General features: G+C 61.2%; 14 protein-coding genes and 1 pseudogene. 4 read left to right on the top strand and 11 right to left on the bottom strand.

Annotated features, from left to right (window positions below):
• Window position 1 precedes the first annotated feature (1 nt).
• Both V1278_RS27170 and V1278_RS27165 read left to right on the top strand, forming a co-directional pair.
• Window positions 2-466, top strand: coding sequence for a DUF6766 family protein (locus V1278_RS27170; protein ID WP_334382823.1), 465 nt, complete (start codon window positions 2-4; stop codon window positions 464-466).
• Between the two features lie 181 nt (window positions 467-647).
• Complete coding sequence (locus V1278_RS27165; RefSeq protein ID WP_334382822.1) at window positions 648-1,817, top strand: Gfo/Idh/MocA family protein; 1,170 nt, start codon at window positions 648-650, stop codon at window positions 1,815-1,817.
• 159 nt (window positions 1,818-1,976) lie between these two features.
• Here the strand turns inward: V1278_RS27165 and V1278_RS27160 are convergent, their stop codons facing one another.
• A complete protein-coding gene (locus tag V1278_RS27160; RefSeq protein ID WP_334382820.1) occupies window positions 1,977-3,287 on the bottom strand; it encodes an ABC transporter substrate-binding protein in 1,311 nt (436 codons plus the stop codon).
• An 84-nt stretch (window positions 3,288-3,371) separates the two neighbouring features.
• Window positions 3,372-3,702 (bottom strand): annotated as a pseudogene (locus tag V1278_RS27155) (hypothetical protein); the annotation flags it as partial.
• A gap of 282 nt (window positions 3,703-3,984) precedes the next feature.
• Between V1278_RS27155 and V1278_RS27150 the strand changes: the two are divergent.
• A complete protein-coding gene (locus V1278_RS27150) occupies window positions 3,985-4,578 on the top strand; it encodes a QcrA and Rieske domain-containing protein (RefSeq protein ID WP_334382819.1) in 594 nt (197 codons plus the stop codon).
• Window positions 4,579-4,645: 67 nt separating this feature from the next.
• Entirely contained in the window at window positions 4,646-6,376 is a 1,731-nt protein-coding gene (locus tag V1278_RS27145) for a methanol/ethanol family PQQ-dependent dehydrogenase (protein WP_334382817.1), read from the top strand.
• Between the two features lie 70 nt (window positions 6,377-6,446).
• Here the strand turns inward: V1278_RS27145 and V1278_RS27140 are convergent, their stop codons facing one another.
• From V1278_RS27140 to V1278_RS27100, 9 genes are all read right to left on the bottom strand, one after another.
• Window positions 6,447-8,765 (bottom strand): xanthine dehydrogenase family protein molybdopterin-binding subunit, encoded by a 2,319-nt coding sequence (locus V1278_RS27140; RefSeq protein WP_334382816.1) that lies wholly within the window; start codon window positions 8,763-8,765, stop codon window positions 6,447-6,449.
• 2 nt (window positions 8,766-8,767) lie between these two features.
• Window positions 8,768-9,220 carry a (2Fe-2S)-binding protein gene (locus V1278_RS27135; protein WP_334368084.1) on the bottom strand — a complete coding sequence of 151 codons (453 nt, stop codon included), beginning with the start codon at window positions 9,218-9,220 and terminating at the stop codon, window positions 8,768-8,770.
• A gap of 422 nt (window positions 9,221-9,642) precedes the next feature.
• Window positions 9,643-10,731: a mandelate racemase/muconate lactonizing enzyme family protein gene (locus V1278_RS27130; protein WP_334382815.1), complete on the bottom strand. Its 1,089-nt coding sequence runs from the start codon at window positions 10,729-10,731 to the stop codon at window positions 9,643-9,645.
• Between the two features lie 130 nt (window positions 10,732-10,861).
• The gene (locus tag V1278_RS27125) at window positions 10,862-12,145 is read right to left on the bottom strand and encodes a cystathionine gamma-synthase family protein (protein WP_334382814.1); all 1,284 of its coding nucleotides are present in this window, start codon (window positions 12,143-12,145) and stop codon (window positions 10,862-10,864) included.
• 188 nt (window positions 12,146-12,333) lie between these two features.
• Complete coding sequence (locus tag V1278_RS27120; RefSeq protein ID WP_028350860.1) at window positions 12,334-13,119, bottom strand: ABC transporter ATP-binding protein; 786 nt, start codon at window positions 13,117-13,119, stop codon at window positions 12,334-12,336.
• Window positions 13,116-13,889 (bottom strand): ABC transporter permease, encoded by a 774-nt coding sequence (locus V1278_RS27115; protein WP_334369245.1) that lies wholly within the window; start codon window positions 13,887-13,889, stop codon window positions 13,116-13,118. The genes V1278_RS27120 and V1278_RS27115 overlap by 4 nt, the downstream gene beginning before the upstream one ends.
• Before the next feature lie 86 nt (window positions 13,890-13,975).
• Window positions 13,976-14,881, bottom strand: a complete 906-nt coding sequence (locus V1278_RS27110; RefSeq protein WP_334384268.1) for an ABC transporter substrate-binding protein — start codon at window positions 14,879-14,881, stop codon at window positions 13,976-13,978.
• A gap of 136 nt (window positions 14,882-15,017) precedes the next feature.
• A complete protein-coding gene (gene hutC / locus V1278_RS27105; RefSeq protein ID WP_334382812.1) occupies window positions 15,018-15,770 on the bottom strand; it encodes a histidine utilization repressor in 753 nt (250 codons plus the stop codon).
• Window positions 15,767-17,125 carry a formimidoylglutamate deiminase gene (locus V1278_RS27100; protein ID WP_334382811.1) on the bottom strand — a complete coding sequence of 453 codons (1,359 nt, stop codon included), beginning with the start codon at window positions 17,123-17,125 and terminating at the stop codon, window positions 15,767-15,769. Before V1278_RS27100 ends, hutC begins: the two co-directional genes overlap by 4 nt.
• Window positions 17,126-17,164 lie beyond the last annotated feature (39 nt).

Genomic DNA, 17,164 nt, shown 5'->3' with positions numbered 1-17,164 from the left:
GATGCGGCGTTCATGGCTCGCAAACGCGAAGCAGGAGCATGATATGGCTCGGAGATCGATCTGGACGCGGTACGGGTTCGCCTGGGTTACTGGGGCTTTATTTCTGATTACGCTGACCGGTCACTGGATATTCGGTTGGTATGCCTACGCAAACGAGCAGCTTGCTCTCAAGCAGCCAGTTGAAATCAGCGACTACACCATGCAGATGATGCGTGACATGCTGGAGAACTGGCAATCTGAGTTTTTGCAGTTGCTTTGGCAGGTTGCCGGTCTGGCCATTCTGCTGCACGTCGGCTCGCCGCAATCCAAGGAGGGCGAGGACCGGATCGAGGCCAAGATCGACGCTATATTGCTTGCTGTGGAGCCTAAGAAAGGCGACAGCCTCCTGAAGGAAATCGATGACGAATATGAAGGGCGTCATACGGACTCCGGCTTTGTACGGAAGCTGGAGCGTCTACATAGCTGAGCCCACCGTCGGGCGGCCGCACGTTTGGTGCATGTCGAGCTCGCAAGCGGTATGATGTCCGTGAGCCTATCAAGCCAGCCGCGGGCCGGCACATGTGAGCGGCATCGCTGTCGGCGAGAGTGACGTGCCCTGGTTCCCTGTTGTACGATCCCGATCAACGACAACCTGGGATGTATCTGCAATGGCGAAAATCAGGATCGGTCTGGCCGGCTGCGGCTTCGTGTCCGAGCTGCACATGCATGCCTATCGGCGCGTTTATGGCGTGGATGTCGAGGTCAGGGCTGTTGCAGCGAGGGGCAGTTATGTCCTCGAGTTTGCCAATCGTCACCAGATCCCGGCGGTCTATCGCAGCTTTGGCGATCTGATCGCCGACGGCGAGATCGATGTGATCGACATCTGCACGCCGCCCAATTTGCACACTTCAATGATTGTCGATGCGATGCAGGCCGGCAAACACGTTATCTGCGAAAAGCCGTTCGCCGGCTATTTCGGCCGGGATGGTGACAAGGCGCCGATCGGCAAGCACGTGCCGAAGGCATTAATGTATGAGCGCGTGCTGGACGAAATGGCGGAGACCCGCGCGGCGATCAACAGGACCGGCAAGCTCTTCATGTATGCGGAGGACTGGATTTACGCGCCGGCGGTGACCAAGACCGCCGAGATACTCAAGGCCACGAAAGACAAGATCTTGTTCATGAAGGGGGAGGAGAGCCACTCCGGCTCGCATGCGGCGCACGCCGCGCAGTGGGCGCTGACCGGCGGAGGCTCGCTGATCCGGATGGGATGTCATCCGCTTTCGGCGGTGCTTTATCTCAAGCAGGTTGAGGCGAAGGCGCGCGGAGAGACGATCAGCGTTGCGAGCGTGACGTGTGACGTCGGCAATGTCACGGCTATCCTCAAACCGGAGGAGCGCACCTACATCAAGGCCAATCCGGTCGACGTCGAGGATTGGGGCACGCTCACGGTGACCTTCTCCGACGGCACCAAGGCGACGGTGTTTTCCGGCGACATGATCATGGGAGGCGTCCGCAACCTGATCGAGACCTATACCAGCGGCGGCTCGCTGTTCGCCAACATCACGCCGAACACGCACATGATGAGTTACCAGACCAGTGAGGAGAAGCTCGCCGGCGTCTATATCACCGAAAAGGTCGACCGCAAGACCGGCTGGCAATATGTCTGCCTCGAGGAGGAATGGACGCGCGGCTATACGCAGGAAATCCAGGACTTCATGGAGTGCGTCGCCGGCGGCCGGCAACCGCTCTCCGATCTGGCGCTGGCCTTCGAGACGATCAAGGTCAACTACGCCGGCTATTGGGCGGCTGAGGAGGGACGGCGCGTCACGTTGTGAGCCGCTAGCGAATGATCCGATCGTGGCGCGCCCGCCACATGGTTCGAGACGCCGCTTCGCGGCTCCTCACCATTAGGGTCTGGGAGCTTGCGCGATGCGATACCTCATCCTGAGGAGCGCGCAACGCGCACGTCTCGAAAGGATGAAGCCCCGAACGTTCTACGCCGCGTAGACCGATGACTTCGGCAGCGGGAACACTGGATCCCGCGTCCTGATATTGGTGGGCCAGACCACCGAGATATGCTCGCCGGCATTTTGCATCACGACCGGCGTCGAGCGCTCGTTCTGCCCGGAGAGCGGCGTGCCGGGCCGATAGAATTTCACGCCATAGCCCTGGATAGTGCCGCCCGGCGGGATGTCCACGTCGAGCGCCGCCTTGCGAACCGCTTCGGGATCGAAGCCGCCGTATTTCTCCTTGGCCACGGGCAGCACGTTGTTGAGCAGGATCCAGGTTTGGTTGAAACCCATCGAGCAATGCGGCGGAACGTCGGTTGCGCTGGTTTTTTCCTTGTAGCGGGCGACCATGACCTTGGTGAGATCGCCGATGCCGGGCGCGAGTTTCGCGGGATCAAGCAATTGCGCCGGCACCGGATCGATGTTGCAGAAATTGTCGATGTCCGCGCCGAAGGTCGCGCGCAACTTGTCGAGCTGGCTGTAGCCTGCGCCGGCGCCGAACAGCATCTTGAACTTGAGGCCGTTCTCGCGCGCTTGCCGCAGGAACAGAGTGATGTCCGGATTGTATCCGGCATGGGAAATCACATCAGCCCTGGCGCGCTTGATCTTGGTCACCAGCACCGAGAGGTCGGGGGCGGACGCAGAATAGCCTTCCTTGAGCACGACTTGCAGGCCGGCCTCCTTCGCATAGGCTTCGTCGGCCACGGCGACGCCGACCCCGTAAGGGCCGTCCTCGTGAATCAGCGCGACCTTGACGTCCTTGGGCTCCATGCCGAGCTTGGTTTTGGCGTGCTCGCTGATGAAGCTCGCAAAGGCCTGGCCATACTGATCGGAATGAATCTGTGCGCGGAAGACGTATTGCAGGTTCTTGTCCTTGAAGACGGCAGTCGAAACCGCAGTCGTGATCCAGAGAATCTTTTTCTGCTGCTCGACCTTGGCCGAGAGCGGGACCGCGTGCGAACTCGCATAGACGCCGTTGATGATGTCGATCTTCTCCTGGTCAATCAGGCGATTGGCCTCATTGATCGCCACATCCGGCTTGCTCTGGGAATCGGCAGCGACAGGGGCAACCTTGTACTTGCCGCCGATGCCGCCCTTTTCGTTGACGAGATCGATGGCCATCTGCGCGCCGATCGAGGAGGCGACCGACCCGCCCGCGGCAAAGGGGCCGGTCAAGTCGTAGATCAGGCCGATGCGCACCGTCTCGGCTTGCGCCTGCGCGCGGGTCCAATCGAAGCTGAATGCAGCGGCGGCCGCCGCAGAAGTCTTCAGCAGTGTTCTGCGTGAAGTCGGCATCGTGTCCTCCCACTGAATTATTATTATCGCCGGGACTGGTTCTTCCGGGTTTTCAGTCAAGTATTTGGAGAATACGGCGAGAAGTCAACCTGCGCGCATGCTCGTCATGGGGCGCTTGTGGCAGTGCAAACGTGTGGATGGGCAAGCGCGAGGGCAGGGCTCGCCGACTAAAGTCTGGTAGAGGATGGATGTGGAGCAAGGAGATCGCGCCGCGTGCATTTTCGTGTATCGGGAGAATCCGATGTTGATGATGACCAGCACGGGCGCGGCGATCACAGGCGACTGCATTGAACGCCATGTCGAAGGCGATCGGGGTGAACTGACCAGCGACGACCCGGCCCAATAGACTCGTGGCAGTCCGGCTGGCCGCCACCGCGTCCATTCCTCTTGCCGCGAGCATGGCTGTCGTCGTTGCTGCGTCGAAGAGACCAATACCGAACGCGAGGTGCGTTCGAACTGACTTCCCGCTTTCGGGCGGCGAAGGCTTGCCGATCTCGCGCAGCGCCTGGAACACGGCAAAATGCAATTTGCTGCGATTTGGTCAGACAAACCGAGTGGTGTGAAAACAGAAGGCCGCACGTGACAATTTGTCCGCTGCCTCTTTTTGGGCGGATTCGGCCTTTCAGTTTGTGATATCTGAATCCACTTACGCACTACACCATCTCCCGATGGCATCAATGCAGAACGCGAGACGAAAATGTCATCGCCTTCAGATCAGACCCGGCGCACGATCATCCTGACCGCTCTGGCCACTGCGGTGCACGCAGCAGCGCCCAGACCGTCCGCTGCCGAGGAGGACCAGCCCGGCAGCGACCTGCGACCGCAAAAAGCCGACGTCCTGGTCTTCGCCGAGGGCGATCATGCGGATGAGGTCATCAAGCCGCAGGACCTGAACGTTGGCGGACCGTTCGTTCGCGCCTGGCCAAAGGATCCCAAAACTTCAGTGGTCCGAAAAGGTTCGCGGTTGAATGAGGTGGTGGTCGTAAAACTTGATCCGGCCGAACTTGATGACGACACGCGCGCGAGGTCGGCTGACGGCATCGTTGGGTATTCGGTGATTTGTACCCACGCCGGGTGCCCTATCACTGCCTGGGGGAAGGCGGCGCAGGGCGAAAAAGACGTGCTCAAATGCGTTTGCCATAATTCCGAGTTCGACCCCCGGCAAAACGCGCAAGTGGTGTTTGGACCGGCGCCTCGACGCCTTGCGGCACTTCCGTTGGCGATAGCTGACGGTTCGCTCACCGTCGCTGGAACATTCGTTGGAAAGGTAGGAGCACAGCAAGGAGGGTGATCGCAGCCCGCATCAAATGCCGCACAACCACCAAGAAAGATGAAGAAACAAACGGGAGGTAGCGTCTATGACCATGAAGCAATGGCTATTGTCGAGCTTTGTCGCGTCCACGTGCCTGTTTTCAATCGGTGCCTTTGCCGGCCCGATTGAGAAATACACTCCGGTGACAGCCGATCGCCTGAAGAACCCGGAACCCGGCAACTGGATGCTCTATCGGCGAACCTATGACGGCCAGGGATATAGCCCGCTCGACCAGATCAATACCTCGAACGTGAAAGACCTGGTACCGGCGTGGACCTTCTCCACCGGCGTGATTGAAGGGCACGAGGCTCCGCCGATCGTGAATAACGGCGTGATGTTCGTCGCGACCCCAATGGGTCAGGTGATCGCCCTCAACGCCAAGACAGGCGATGAGTACTGGCGTTACAAACGCCAGCTCCCCGACGATCTCTTCCAATTGCACCCGACCAACCGCGGGGTGGGATTGTGGCAAGACAAGCTGTACTTGGCTACAACGGATGACCATGTGGTCGCGCTCGATGCCAAAACGGGCAAGGTCCTCTGGGATACCAAAGTCCAGGACTACAAGAAGGGTCAGTACCTGACTCTGATGCCGCTGATTGTCGACGGAAAGGTTATCGTCGGTGCTGCCGGCGGTGAATTCGGCGTGCGGGGCTATGTCGTCGCGTATGATGCCAATGACGGCAAAGAGTTGTGGCGGACCTTCACCATTCCCGGAAAAGGCGAGCCTGGCAACGAAACGTGGAGCGGCGACGACTGGAAAACGGGTGGCGGCTCTGCGTGGATGACGGGCAACTACGATCCCGACACCAGGACCATTTACTGGGGCGTTGGCAACGCCGCACCGTGGCCGGGAGATACTCACCCCGGCGACAATCTTTACACAACCTCGGTGCTAGCGCTCGACCCGGATAGCGGCAAGATCAAAACCTATTTCCAGTACCATCAAAACGATTCCTGGGATTGGGACGAGGTGGAAGCACCAATGCTGGTCGACGTGCAGAGGGATGGACGCATCTTCAAGGGCCTCATCCATCCGGGACGCAACGCGATCTTCTGGGTACTCGAGCGCAAGCCGGACAGCATCAAGTATGTAGCCGGCTGGCCTTATGTCTATACCGACGTCTGGAAGGGCATTGAGCCCGAGACGGGCAAGCCGATTGTCGATCCGGCTCACAAGCCAGTTATGGGCAAGCGGGTTGACTTCTGTCCGTCATTATGGGGCGGCAAGGATTGGCCGTCGGCGGCCTATAGTCCGAAGACCCGCTTTGTCTATGTTCCGGCCAACGAGAATTTCTGCGGCGGCTTTACCGGCGAGAAGGTGCCGTTGGTTCCCGGTCAGCTTTGGCTCGGGACCAAGCCCGAAGATATCGGCCTGAAGGTTCGCTCCGGCGCCACTCATTTTGGCGAGCTGCAGGCCTGGGATCCGGGCACGGGAAAGAAGGTCTGGTCGCATAATTTCCCCAGATCGCAGCTGTTTGGTTCGGTGACGGCGACCGCGGGTGATCTCGTTCTGGTCGGCGGTACCAACGACCGGATGTTCCGCGCCTTTCATGCCAAGACAGGCGAACTGCTTTGGGAGCAGAAGACCAATTCCGGCATCGTGGGCATGCCGGTCGCGTACGAAGTCGACGGGACACAGTACATCGCGATCCAGTCCGGGTGGGGCGTGGACGCCCAGCGCATCCAGGACTCATTGGTGACCCAGAACAATGTCGGTCTTGAGAATAACGTGCCGCAGGGCGGCGTCGTCTGGGTATTCGCCGTCAAGAAGTAACTGGCGATAATCTAAAGAAGAGCGGCGGACGAGATGCCGCCGCTCTTTTGCTGCAACCGGCTAACCCGCCTCAGGCTTCAAGTTGCTTGCCGATCGGCAGGGCGCGGATGCGCTTGCCGGTCGCGGCGAAGATCGCGTTGATCAGCGCCGGCGCAACGGGCGGCAGCCCTGGCTCGCCAACGCCACTGGGCGGCGTGTCGGGGTCGGCAGGCGCGATATAGACGTTGGTCACAGCAGGGGATTCGTCGATCCGAATTACCGGGAAATCGTCGAAATTGCCCTGTTGCACCTTGCCGTCCTTGAAAGTGATCTCGCCATACTTGGCGAAGCTCATGCCCATGATTACAGCGCCTTCCATCTGCGCCTGGATTCGCTCCGGATTGACGTGGGTTCCGCAATCGATCGCGGTATCCACCCGGGGCACGGTGAGCTTGCCCTTGTCGTCGAAAGCTACCTCGACAATGGTTGCGATGTAGCTGACGAAACTGCGGTGCGCGGCAATGCCGAGCCCGTGGCCCTTGGGCACAGACCGTCCCCAACCGCCCTTGTCCGCGACCAGCTCAACGACCTTGCGAAGACGTGCCGTGTCGATCGGATAGCTGTCATAGGGTTCGCCGTAGTTCCAGAGGTCTTTTACCGAATCGAGCTTGACGATCCGGGGCGAGCCGATCAGCTCCAGCAGCATGGTCTTTTGATCGCGGTTGGTGGCATGGGCGAGTTCGCCCACCATCGATTGCACCGCAAAGGCGCGCGGGATATTCGACACCGAGCGGAACCAGCCGATCCGGGTACGCGCGGCCGCTTCCGGATTCTCGCACTGGACGTTGGCGATCTCAAAGGGCATGTCGACCAGCCCCATGCCAAGTTCGAACGGCGCCTGATGCAGCGCACCGGCGGCAAATGTCGAGGCGATGCTCGGCGCGACGCTGCGATGCCGCCAAGCCGTCACCTTGCCGTTCTTGTCGAGGCCAGCCTCAATGCGTTCCACCGAGACGGTGTGCAGGAAGCCGTTGCGAACGTCGTCTTCCCGCGTCCATTGCACCTTGACGGGGGCCCCGAGCTCCTTTGAAAGCAGTGCCGCCTCGAGGGCGAAATCGCACTTCGACTTGCGCCCGAAGCCGCCGCCGAGCAGCGTGACGTTGACGGTGACATTCTCCTGGGGAATGCCGAGCGTTTTGGCGACGTCTTCGCGCGTTCCGCCCGCGCTTTGCACCGGTGCCCAGATCTCCGCCTTGTCGCCCTTGACGTCCGCGACCGCGACCGGCGGTTCCATGCTGGCATGGGCATGATGCGGCACGTAATACTCACCGACGATCACCTTGTCGGCGCCCTTCAAGGCGGCCTCCACGTCGCCCTCCTTGCGTACCACCAGGCCGGGTTTCCGTGCGGCTTGCTCCAGTTCGGCGCGGTAGGCGACCGACTCGTATTTGCCGTTGGCGCCATCGTCCCAGACGATCTTCAACGCGTTGCGGCCCTTGATGGCCGCGCCGGTGTTGCGTGCGATCACCGCGACCCCGCCGAGCGGCTGGAATTTTGAAGGCCACGGCCAACCCTTCACTTCCATGACCTTCTCGACGCCGGAAACCTTCATCGCGTCCGCTCCGTCGAACGAGACCACCTTGCCGCCGGTCACTGGCGGCCGGGCAATGACGGCATATTTCATGCCGGGCAGGCGGACGTCGGCGCCGTAGCGCGCGGTGCCCACCGTGATGTCGCGACCGTCGACGATGCCGATCTGGCCTTTGCCCAGATAACGAAAATCCTTTGGGTCTTTCAGCCTCAGGCCTTCGACACTCGGCACCGACTCCTTGGCGGCATCGGCTGCCAGCTCGCCGAAGCCGATGCGGCGTCCGCTCGCATTGTGGACGACCTCGTGATTGATCGCCTTCACTTCGGTCGCTGGCACGCCCCAACGTTTCGCCGCTGCGGTTTCGAGCATCGTGCGGGCCGAAGCGCCGATCTGGCGCATCGGCATCAGATAGTGCCGCGTGCTGCGCGATCCGTCGGTATCCTGGTTGCCAAATTTGACCTCGTCGCCAGGCGCCTGCTGGACGCGAACGCGCGACCAGTCGGCTTCCATCTCTTCGGCGACGATCATCGGCAGGCTGGTGCGGACACCCGTTCCCATCTCGGCGCGGTGCGCGACGATCGTCACTGTTCCGTCGGATGCGATAGAAACGAAAACGCGCGGGTTCACCACGGTACCGTGCGGCATCTTGTCCGCACCGGTCTGGTACGCAGCAAAGCCGGGGCGTGACATCACGGGACCGGCGAGCACAAAACCGCCGGCCAGCCCGAGGCCCTTCAAGATACTGCGGCGTGAAACGTTGTCGACCTTGATGTGCCGTTCGAAGCCACGGAGCTTGTTGGGATTGGTGAGGATATTCATGGTTACACCCCCGTCGATGCGAGATGCACGGCCTTCTCGATGCGTTGATAAGTGCCGCAACGGCAGATGTTGCCCGCCATCGCTTCGCGTATCTGGTCGTGATTGGGCTTTGGATTTTCCATCAACAGGGCCGCGGCCTGCATGATCTGGCCGGCCTGGCAAAAGCCGCATTGCGGGACATTAAGCTGACGCCAGGCCTTCTGGACCGCGTGATCCCCGGCCGGATGAAGGCCTTCGATTGTCGTGACCTCGCGGCCGACCACGTCGGAAACCGAGGTGATGCAGGCGCGGACGGCCTGCTTGTCCACGATAACCGTGCAGGCACCGCACAGCGCCTGGCCGCACCCGTATTTGGTGCCCGTCAAGCCGGCCTCATCGCGCAGAAACCAGAGTAATGAAAGGTCCGGGTCGCCGTCCCAGCTATGCTCCTGGCTATTGATCTTCACCTTGATCATGATCGTTCCTCGCTCTTCATAAGCTGCTGAATGTTTCTTCGACGTGAGCGAGAACATATTTCCCAACCGCTCAACGCCGTTGCTTTACGAGTTTGATCGCGTGGCCGGAGAGCCGGCCTCGCTTGGCAACCGCTGGCTGAATTGTACGATTTGCTTTGAATTTTGGTGGGCCATCCTCCTGCTTAAACATTTATCCGTGTTTACAGGACGGCGCGGCGAGACAGGCGCCTAGCGGACGCTATCAGAAAGCACGCCAGATCGAATTCACAACGTGTTGTCTTTGCACTCAATTTTGGACGAAAGCGGGGCCGCCCCTCACGGACTGCCAATTTTTCCTGCCGGCCGTCATGCAGAACCCGCTTTGCAAGGGTTCGCGGGCAGACCGGTGCGATCAGCACCGCGTCGCCGGCTAGCCTGACCCGTTACGTTGCGAGCTGCGCCAACCCTTTCCAGTCGAATGCGATTCCATGGCCGGGCCGCGTCGGCGCCAATGCCATGCCTTCCTGGAGGGCAAGCTGGTGCTCGATGTAACTATCGAGCCCAAATCCGTGGGCTTCGAGATAGGAGCGGTTCGGACACGCCGCGAGCAAATGCACGGTAACGTCATGTGCGCCGTGGCTGGTCACCGGTAGATTGAACGCTTCCGCCAGCCGCGCGATCTTCATAAAGGCCGTAACCCCGCCGCAATTGGTGACGTCGGGCTCCGGATAGGACACCGCGCCGGCCGCGATATAGTTCTTGAACTCCCAGGGCGTTCGCAGGTTTTCGCCGGCCGCGATCGGGACGCCGCCGGCAGCCATGATGCGGGCGTGACCGGCAATATCGTCGGGAATGATCGGCTCTTCGAGCCAGGTGAGATCGTATGGTTGCAGCGCACGTGCCGCGCGGATGGCTTCCTCCACCGTCCATTTCATGTTGGCATCCGCCATCAGGGGAAAGCCATTGCCAAGATGTTGGCGCATCGCCTGCACGCGTGCGACGTCGGATGCGAGATCGGGGCGGCCCACCTTCATCTTGATGGCGCGAAAGCCCTTGGCGAGATTGTCGTCGGTTTGCCTCACAAGCTGCTCGATGGACAGATCGAGGTCGATGCCGCCGGCGTAGCAGGGCACGCAGGCGTCGAAGCCGCCTAACATGCGAAACAGCGGCAGGTTGGCGCGGCGCGACTTCAGGTCCCACAGGGCGATATCGAGCGCCGAGAGCGCAAGCACCGGTGGTCCGCCGCGCCCGCCGTAATGCAGGCTCCACCAGACGTGATGCCAGATGGCTTCGGTGTCATCGGCCTCGCGGCCCTCGATCAGTTCGGGGATCTCCCGCCGGAGGATGTCGGCAATCGCGCCGCCATTGCGGCCGACGGTGTATGTATAGCCGACCCCTTCGGCCCCGTCCGAATCGCGGACACGGCATGTCACCAGTTCGAAGGCTTTGAGTTCGCCGTGCGTGCTGTCGGAGAGGGTAACGGGCAGGGGGATCCGGTAGAGTCCGGCCTCGGTTGTCTTGATACGCGCCATTGTGTTTCCACCCGGTCGTCTTTTCATTGCACGCTAAATCGATCTTGTCGGCAGAGCAATTGCTTACAGCGCTCCCGGATGGGAACCACCTCGCAGTCGTTCGTCCGCTGTTTTCGAAGCGGGCGTGCGGCTAAGTCGCGTTCAAGGCATGTGCGATATCAGCGATCAGATCGGATGGGTGCTCGATGCCGATCGACAGCCGGATCGTGCAGTCGAGAACGCCTATTTTTTGGCGGATGTCAGCCGGAACGCCGGAGTGGGTCATGCTAGCGGGCAGGCTGGCAAGCGATTCGGTGCCGCCCAGGCTCACGGCCAGCTTGAAGATCTGCAGCGCGTTCAGGAATTTGAATGCGGCGGCTTGGCCGCCGACAATATCGAAGGAGAATGTGGAGCCCGCACCGGTGCATTGCCTGGCAAACAGGCGGCCGGCGGGCGATGCCTCATCGTGGTGACCGAGGTAATGGACCTTTGCCACTTTTGGTTGGTCGCGCAGGTAATCTGCGACAAGGCGCGCGTTCGCGTCAGCCTTCTCCATGCGGATGCCCAATGTTTCAAGCGACCGGCTGATCATCCAGCACGAATGGGGGTCTAGTTGGGTGCCAATCGCGCCTCGCAACGCTTTGACTTCTTTCATCAGCGCCTTTGAACCGAGCGCAGCGCCTGCGATCAAGTCGGAATGACCGCCGATATATTTGGTCAGCGAGTACAGCGAAAGATCTGCGCCGTGTTCGATCGGTCGCTGAAACACCGGTCCGAGCAACGTATTATCGCATGCGATGATCGGCGTACTCCCCTGGGTTTGGCCGATCATCTCGGCGATCCGGCGGACCATCGCTATGTCGACCAGGCCATTGGTGGGATTGGCCGGTGTCTCAATGAAAATCATCGCAAGCCGGCCTTTGCGCATGGCGTCACCCGCTGCCGCTCTGACCGCCGCTTCGTCAATGCCATCGGAGAAGCCGACCGCGCCGATGGAGAGGTTCGCAAGCGTCTTCGCAAACAGGGTCTCCGTCCCGCCATACAGTGGCTGGGAGTGCAGAATGACGTCGCCAGGGCGGACGAAGGCCAGGATTGTGGTCGAAATCGCGGCCATGCCCGAAGAGAACAGCGCGCAATTCTCGGCGCGCTCGTACACCGACAGCCTGTCCTCGACGATCTCGCTGTTAGGGTGATTGAACCGCGAGTAAACCAGACCGGCGCCCATTCCCTCGGGCGGCTCGCGCCGGCCCGCAACGTAATCGAAGAAGTCCTGTCCGTCTTCGGCAGTCCTGAAGACGAAGGTCGAGGTCAGGAAGACCGGTGGTTTGACGGCTCCTTCCGACAGTTGCGGATCGTAGCCGTAGTTCAGCATCAGCGTTTCCGGATGCAGCATGTGGTTGCCGATGTGGGTTTTCGACGGAAACGGTTTCACCATGGGCTGTCTCCCTGTCGGGGATGCGGAACGTCGCACTGCGTTGGAAGTGCGCAATCGCGAGGGCGATCAGGAGTGATGGATGCGATCGCATCCAGCGGCTCCAGTTGACGTTGTTAAGCTGGGATCAGCGTAGCAAAATTCGGGACTGATTTCACCGCATCCGGAGCGGATTTCGCAGTGCTCGATCGTCAGGCATGAACCGCAACCTTCAACGCCTCGGCGCGGATCTCTTCGACAAGCCGTTCCTTCAGGCTGACGAATTCGGGTGTGGTCTTGATCTTGTAGGATCGCGGGTGGGGTAGATCGACCGCGATCTCGGCCTTGATACGGCCCGGACGGGCGCTCATGACGATCACGCGGCTGCCAAGGAAGATCGCCTCCTCGATATCATGGGTGACGAACAGCACGGTTTTCTGCTCGCGCTCCCAGATGCCGAGCAGCATTTCCTGCATCAGCACGCGGGTTTGATTATCGAGCGCGCCGAACGGCTCGTCGAGCAACAGGATTTTTGGATCGTTGGCCAGCGCCCGCGCGATCGCCGTCCGTTGCTGCATGCCGCCGGAGAGTTGCTTCGGCCAATGATTCTCAAAGCCCGACAGGCCGACCCGTTGGATGAAGCCGTCGGCGATCTTGCCGCGATCCGCTTCGGAAATCCCGCGCTCGCGCAGGCCAAACGCGATGTTTTCGCGCACGGTCAGCCATGGAAACAGCGTGTAGGACTGAAACACCATGCCGCGATCGGCGCCAGGGCCAGCCACCTCTTGCCCATCAAGAATGACCCGGCCGCTGGTCGGCCGGTCAAGCCCGGCGACGATGCGCAGCAACGTCGATTTTCCGCAGCCCGACGGGCCGAGGATGGTGACGAAATCATTGTTGCCGACGTTGAGGTCGATCGGCTCCAGCGCGCGTGTCGGCGCATGCCCCTGGCGCGCGGGGAAGGTGCGGGCGACCTGATCGATTTTCAGCTCGGTCATGCCAGTTTCCACGGAAACAGCCAGGCGTTGAATGCCTTGAACAGGAAGTCCGACACCAGCCCGATCAGACCGATGACGATGATGCCGAAGATTATCTGGCCGGTGTTGAGCAGGGCCTGGCTGTCCGTGATCATATGGCCGATGCCCGACGATGAGCCGATCAACTCGGCTACGATGACGTAGGTCCACGCCCAGCCGAGTACGAGCCTAAGGATCTCCGCGACCTCGGGCGCGGAGGAGGGCAGCAGCACCCGGTTGATGATGCCGCGGTCGCTGGCGCCCAGCGTGTACGCGGCTTCAACGAGGTCGCGCCTGGTGTTTCCGACCGTCACTGTGACCATCAGGATGATCTGGAAAACCGAACCGATGAAAATGACCAGGAGCTTCTGCAGTTCGCCGATGCCCGCCCACAGGATCAACAGCGGGATAAAGGCCGAGGCGGGCAGGTAACGTGCGAACGAGACGAACGGCTCCAGTAAAGCTTCGATCGGCTTGTAGGCCCCCATCAGAACGCCGAGCGGCACGGCGATGATGGCCGCCAGCACAAAGCCGCCGACGACACGCCAGATCGTCATGCCGATGTCGAACAGGAAGCCGTGCTTTGTCAGCAGCTCCCAACCTTCCTGCAGCATCGTCAGCGGGTTGGCGAGAAACGTCTTCGAGACGTAGCCGCCGAAGGTTGCCCAAGCCCACACGGCAACGAAAAGCACGAAGAACGCCAGGCCATAGGCCGCGCGCTGCCTCGATGTCACGGGATCCAGGGGACGTATCACAGGCATATCCTAAAAAGCTGTGCGGTGATCGCCGTCGTCCCGCTCTCATGACCGAAAGCGGGACTGGCGCGGCACGCACAAAACTACTTGATGAAGCTCGCGTCGTAGAGGTCGTCGATCTTCGGAACCGATTTGATGATGCCGATCTCGAGCAACAGCTCTGCAGCTTCCTTGTTGAAGGTCAGGAATTCACCCGCGAAGAATTTCTGGTTCGCGGCTTTGTCCTGCCAGCGCAGGAATTTGGCCGAGTTTCCGAATTGCTCGCCGGACTGTTTTACGTCGGCACCCATGATCTCGTACGACTTAGCCTGATCTTTTTCGATCAGGGCGATCGCCTCGAAATAGCTGTCGGCCAGCGCCTTGGCGGCTTTCGGGTTTTCAGTCAGGAATTTCGGCGTGCAGCCAAACGTGTCCATGACCATCGGATAGTCGAGCGTGGTGGCGATGATCTTGCCCTTGTCGGGTGCTGCGCGCACCGTCGAGAGGTAAGGCTCATAGGTCATGGCCGCATCGTTCTGGCCCGAGACGAATGCCTGCGCTGCCGCCGCCGGCTCCAGATTCACGATCGTGACATCCTTGACCGAAAGCCCGTTCTTCTTGAGCATCCAGGCCAAAGCAAAATAGGGCGAGGTGCCGGGCGCGGACGCGGCAACCGTCTTGCCCTTGAGGTCCTTGATCGAGGCGATATTGTTTCGCGTTGCCATGCCGTCGGCGCCGTAGCTCTTGTCGAGCTGGAAGATCTGCTTGGTGGCGACGCCATTGGCATTCCAGGATATCCAGGTCTCGACAGTGGTCGCCGCGCATTGGATGTCGCCCGACGCGATGGCGAGATGGCGATCCTTCTGCGGGATCTTCTTGATCGTCACATCGAGACCGTTCTTCTTGAAGATGCCCGCCTGATTTGCGAGCGTGAGCGGGGCAAAACCGGTCCATCCGGAAATGCCGATGCCGACCTTAACGTCCTGGGCGGCGGCCGGTGCGGCCACCAGGAGAGCGGCCGTTTGCCGCGAAAATTCCAAAATTACGCATGGCTGTATCCCTTTTGCTGGTTCATCGACTGGTCTGGTTGCGGCGAAGCTGTTACCAAAACTGCTGCATAGCTTGTGCCAGATATCGCGCGCATTGCTATCCCTCCAAGCCGCCCTTGAAGCGAGCAATCAGTTTATGGGACTCGCCCGGATAGAGCAGGCGCACGGTCGTCAGCGGCCGGGCGCTGCGCCAGGTATGCCGGTCGATCACCAGGCAGGGGGCGCCGATCGCGATATCCAGCGCCGCCGCAGCCTGTTCGTCAGCCACGATGGCACTGATCGAATGCTCGGCTTCCGTCCATGGCACATGGTGCAGCAGCCACGAGCCGGGCGGCTCGGCCGCAAAATCCGCCGCAGCCGCTTCGGGCACGGCGTCGAGATCGATCAGCCTGTCCTCGATGGCGAATGGCACGCCGTCGGCGCTGTGACGGCATGCAATCGCGATCACCTTTCCGGCTTTCCCCGCGCCAAGGCGGGCGCGGTCGGTGGCGTTTGCAGTGCGCCGCGAGCACTGGATCAACTCATAGCCGTAACTGCGGCCAAGTGCGTTTATCTCGGCGCGGATGTCGGCGATCTTGAGCACCGCTGACAGAAATGTGGGGCGGCGGACGAAACTGCCGGCCTTGCGCCGCCGCTCGATGAGATCGGCTTGCGCAAGTTCCGACAGCGCCTTGCTCACCGTCATGCGCGAGCAGCCATAGCGCAACATCAGCTCGTGCTCGAACGGGATGCGGTGACCGGGCGGCCATTCTCCGGTGAGGATGCGGCGCTCGATGTCGATCCGGATCTGCTTGTACAGTGTCGGCTTGTCGGCCGATTGGAGTTTACCGCGATCGGTAGCGAGGCTCATGCCACTAGCCTCCGCACCGCTGCGTTGAACGTGTCGCGCGCGCTCTCGCGGAGTCGGTGAAGTCCTTTCTCGACGACTTTGGCGCCGCCGGCCCAGACAGTGTCGACGGCACTTGCGCCTGCTGCAAAAATCCAGCCGTCGAGGACGGCATCCCCGCGACGCCCGGCGAGCGAGGGATGGGTAGTGTCGAGAGTCACGATGTCGGCGCGTGCACCGGCCTGGAGGCCAGCAGTTGGCGTTGCGAGCGCCTGGGCGCCGCCGGTAAGCGCGGCGTCGAACAGCGCGCGGCCGGTCGACAGGCCGGGACCGCCGGACAGCACGTTGCGCTCGCGGTGTTTCAAGCGCTGGCCATATTCGAGCTGACGCAGTTCGTCAGTGATGCCGACCAGCACGTTGGAGTCCGTCCCGATGCCGAACCGCCCGCTGGCATCGAGGAATTCGCGAGCCGGAAAAATGCCGTCGCCAAGGCTCGCTTCGGTGACCGGGCAAAGTCCGGCGACCGCACCGCTTATTGCCAGCGCGGTGGTTTCCGCTTCGGTCATATGGGTCGCATGGATCAGGCACCAGCGCTGATCGACGGGCGCATGTTCGAGCAGCCACTCAACCGGCCGCCGGCCCGACCAGGCGATGCATTCCTCGACTTCCCTGGTCTGTTCGGCGGCATGGATATGCATCGGCCCGGCTTCGGCCAATGGCGCGATGGCCGCTAATTCGTTAGGCGTCACGGCGCGCAGGCTGTGCGGGGCGATGCCGATATTGGCTCCGGGCAGCGTGCGGACGGCTGTCCGTGTGGCGTCAGTTAGTTTAGCAAACTGATCGACCGAGCAGATGAACCGGCGCTGGCCGGCATGTGGCGCCGCCCCGCCGAACGAGCTGTGTGCATAGAAACTCGGCAGCAGCGTCAGTCCGATGCCGGAGATTTCGGCGGCCCGCGCAATTCGCGTCGCCATCTCCGCAGGGTTGGCGTAGGGCGCGCCGTTGTGGTCGTGATGGAGATAGTGGAATTCGCCGACGCGCGTATAGCCTTGCTCGAGCATCTCGACATAGAGCAGCGTGGCGACGGCTTCGACGTCTTCTGGCGTCATTTCGAGTGCGAAGCGATACATCGTCTCGCGCCATGTCCAGAACGTATCCGCGGAATTGCCGCGCGTTTCGGCGAGCCCCGCCATGCCCCGCTGGAACGCATGGCTATGCAGGCTCGCTATGCCCGGAATCGCCAGCTTGTAGCGCTCGTCCTGCGGTCCCGGCGCCACGCCGGCCGTAACCTTGGTGATGGTCTGGTCCGTCACCCCCACCTGCACGTCATCGGCCCACCCCGAAGGGAGCAGCGCTGATGCGAAATGCAGTGTCGACATGTTTCGAAACCGGCTGGACAGAACACCCACGCGATTTTA

This window comes from Bradyrhizobium sp. AZCC 1577, from assembly GCF_036924575.1.
Taxonomy (GTDB): domain Bacteria; phylum Pseudomonadota; class Alphaproteobacteria; order Rhizobiales; family Xanthobacteraceae; genus Bradyrhizobium.
The sequence above is the reverse complement of the archived record's forward strand: the minus strand, read 5'-3'. Positions and strand labels throughout refer to the sequence as shown.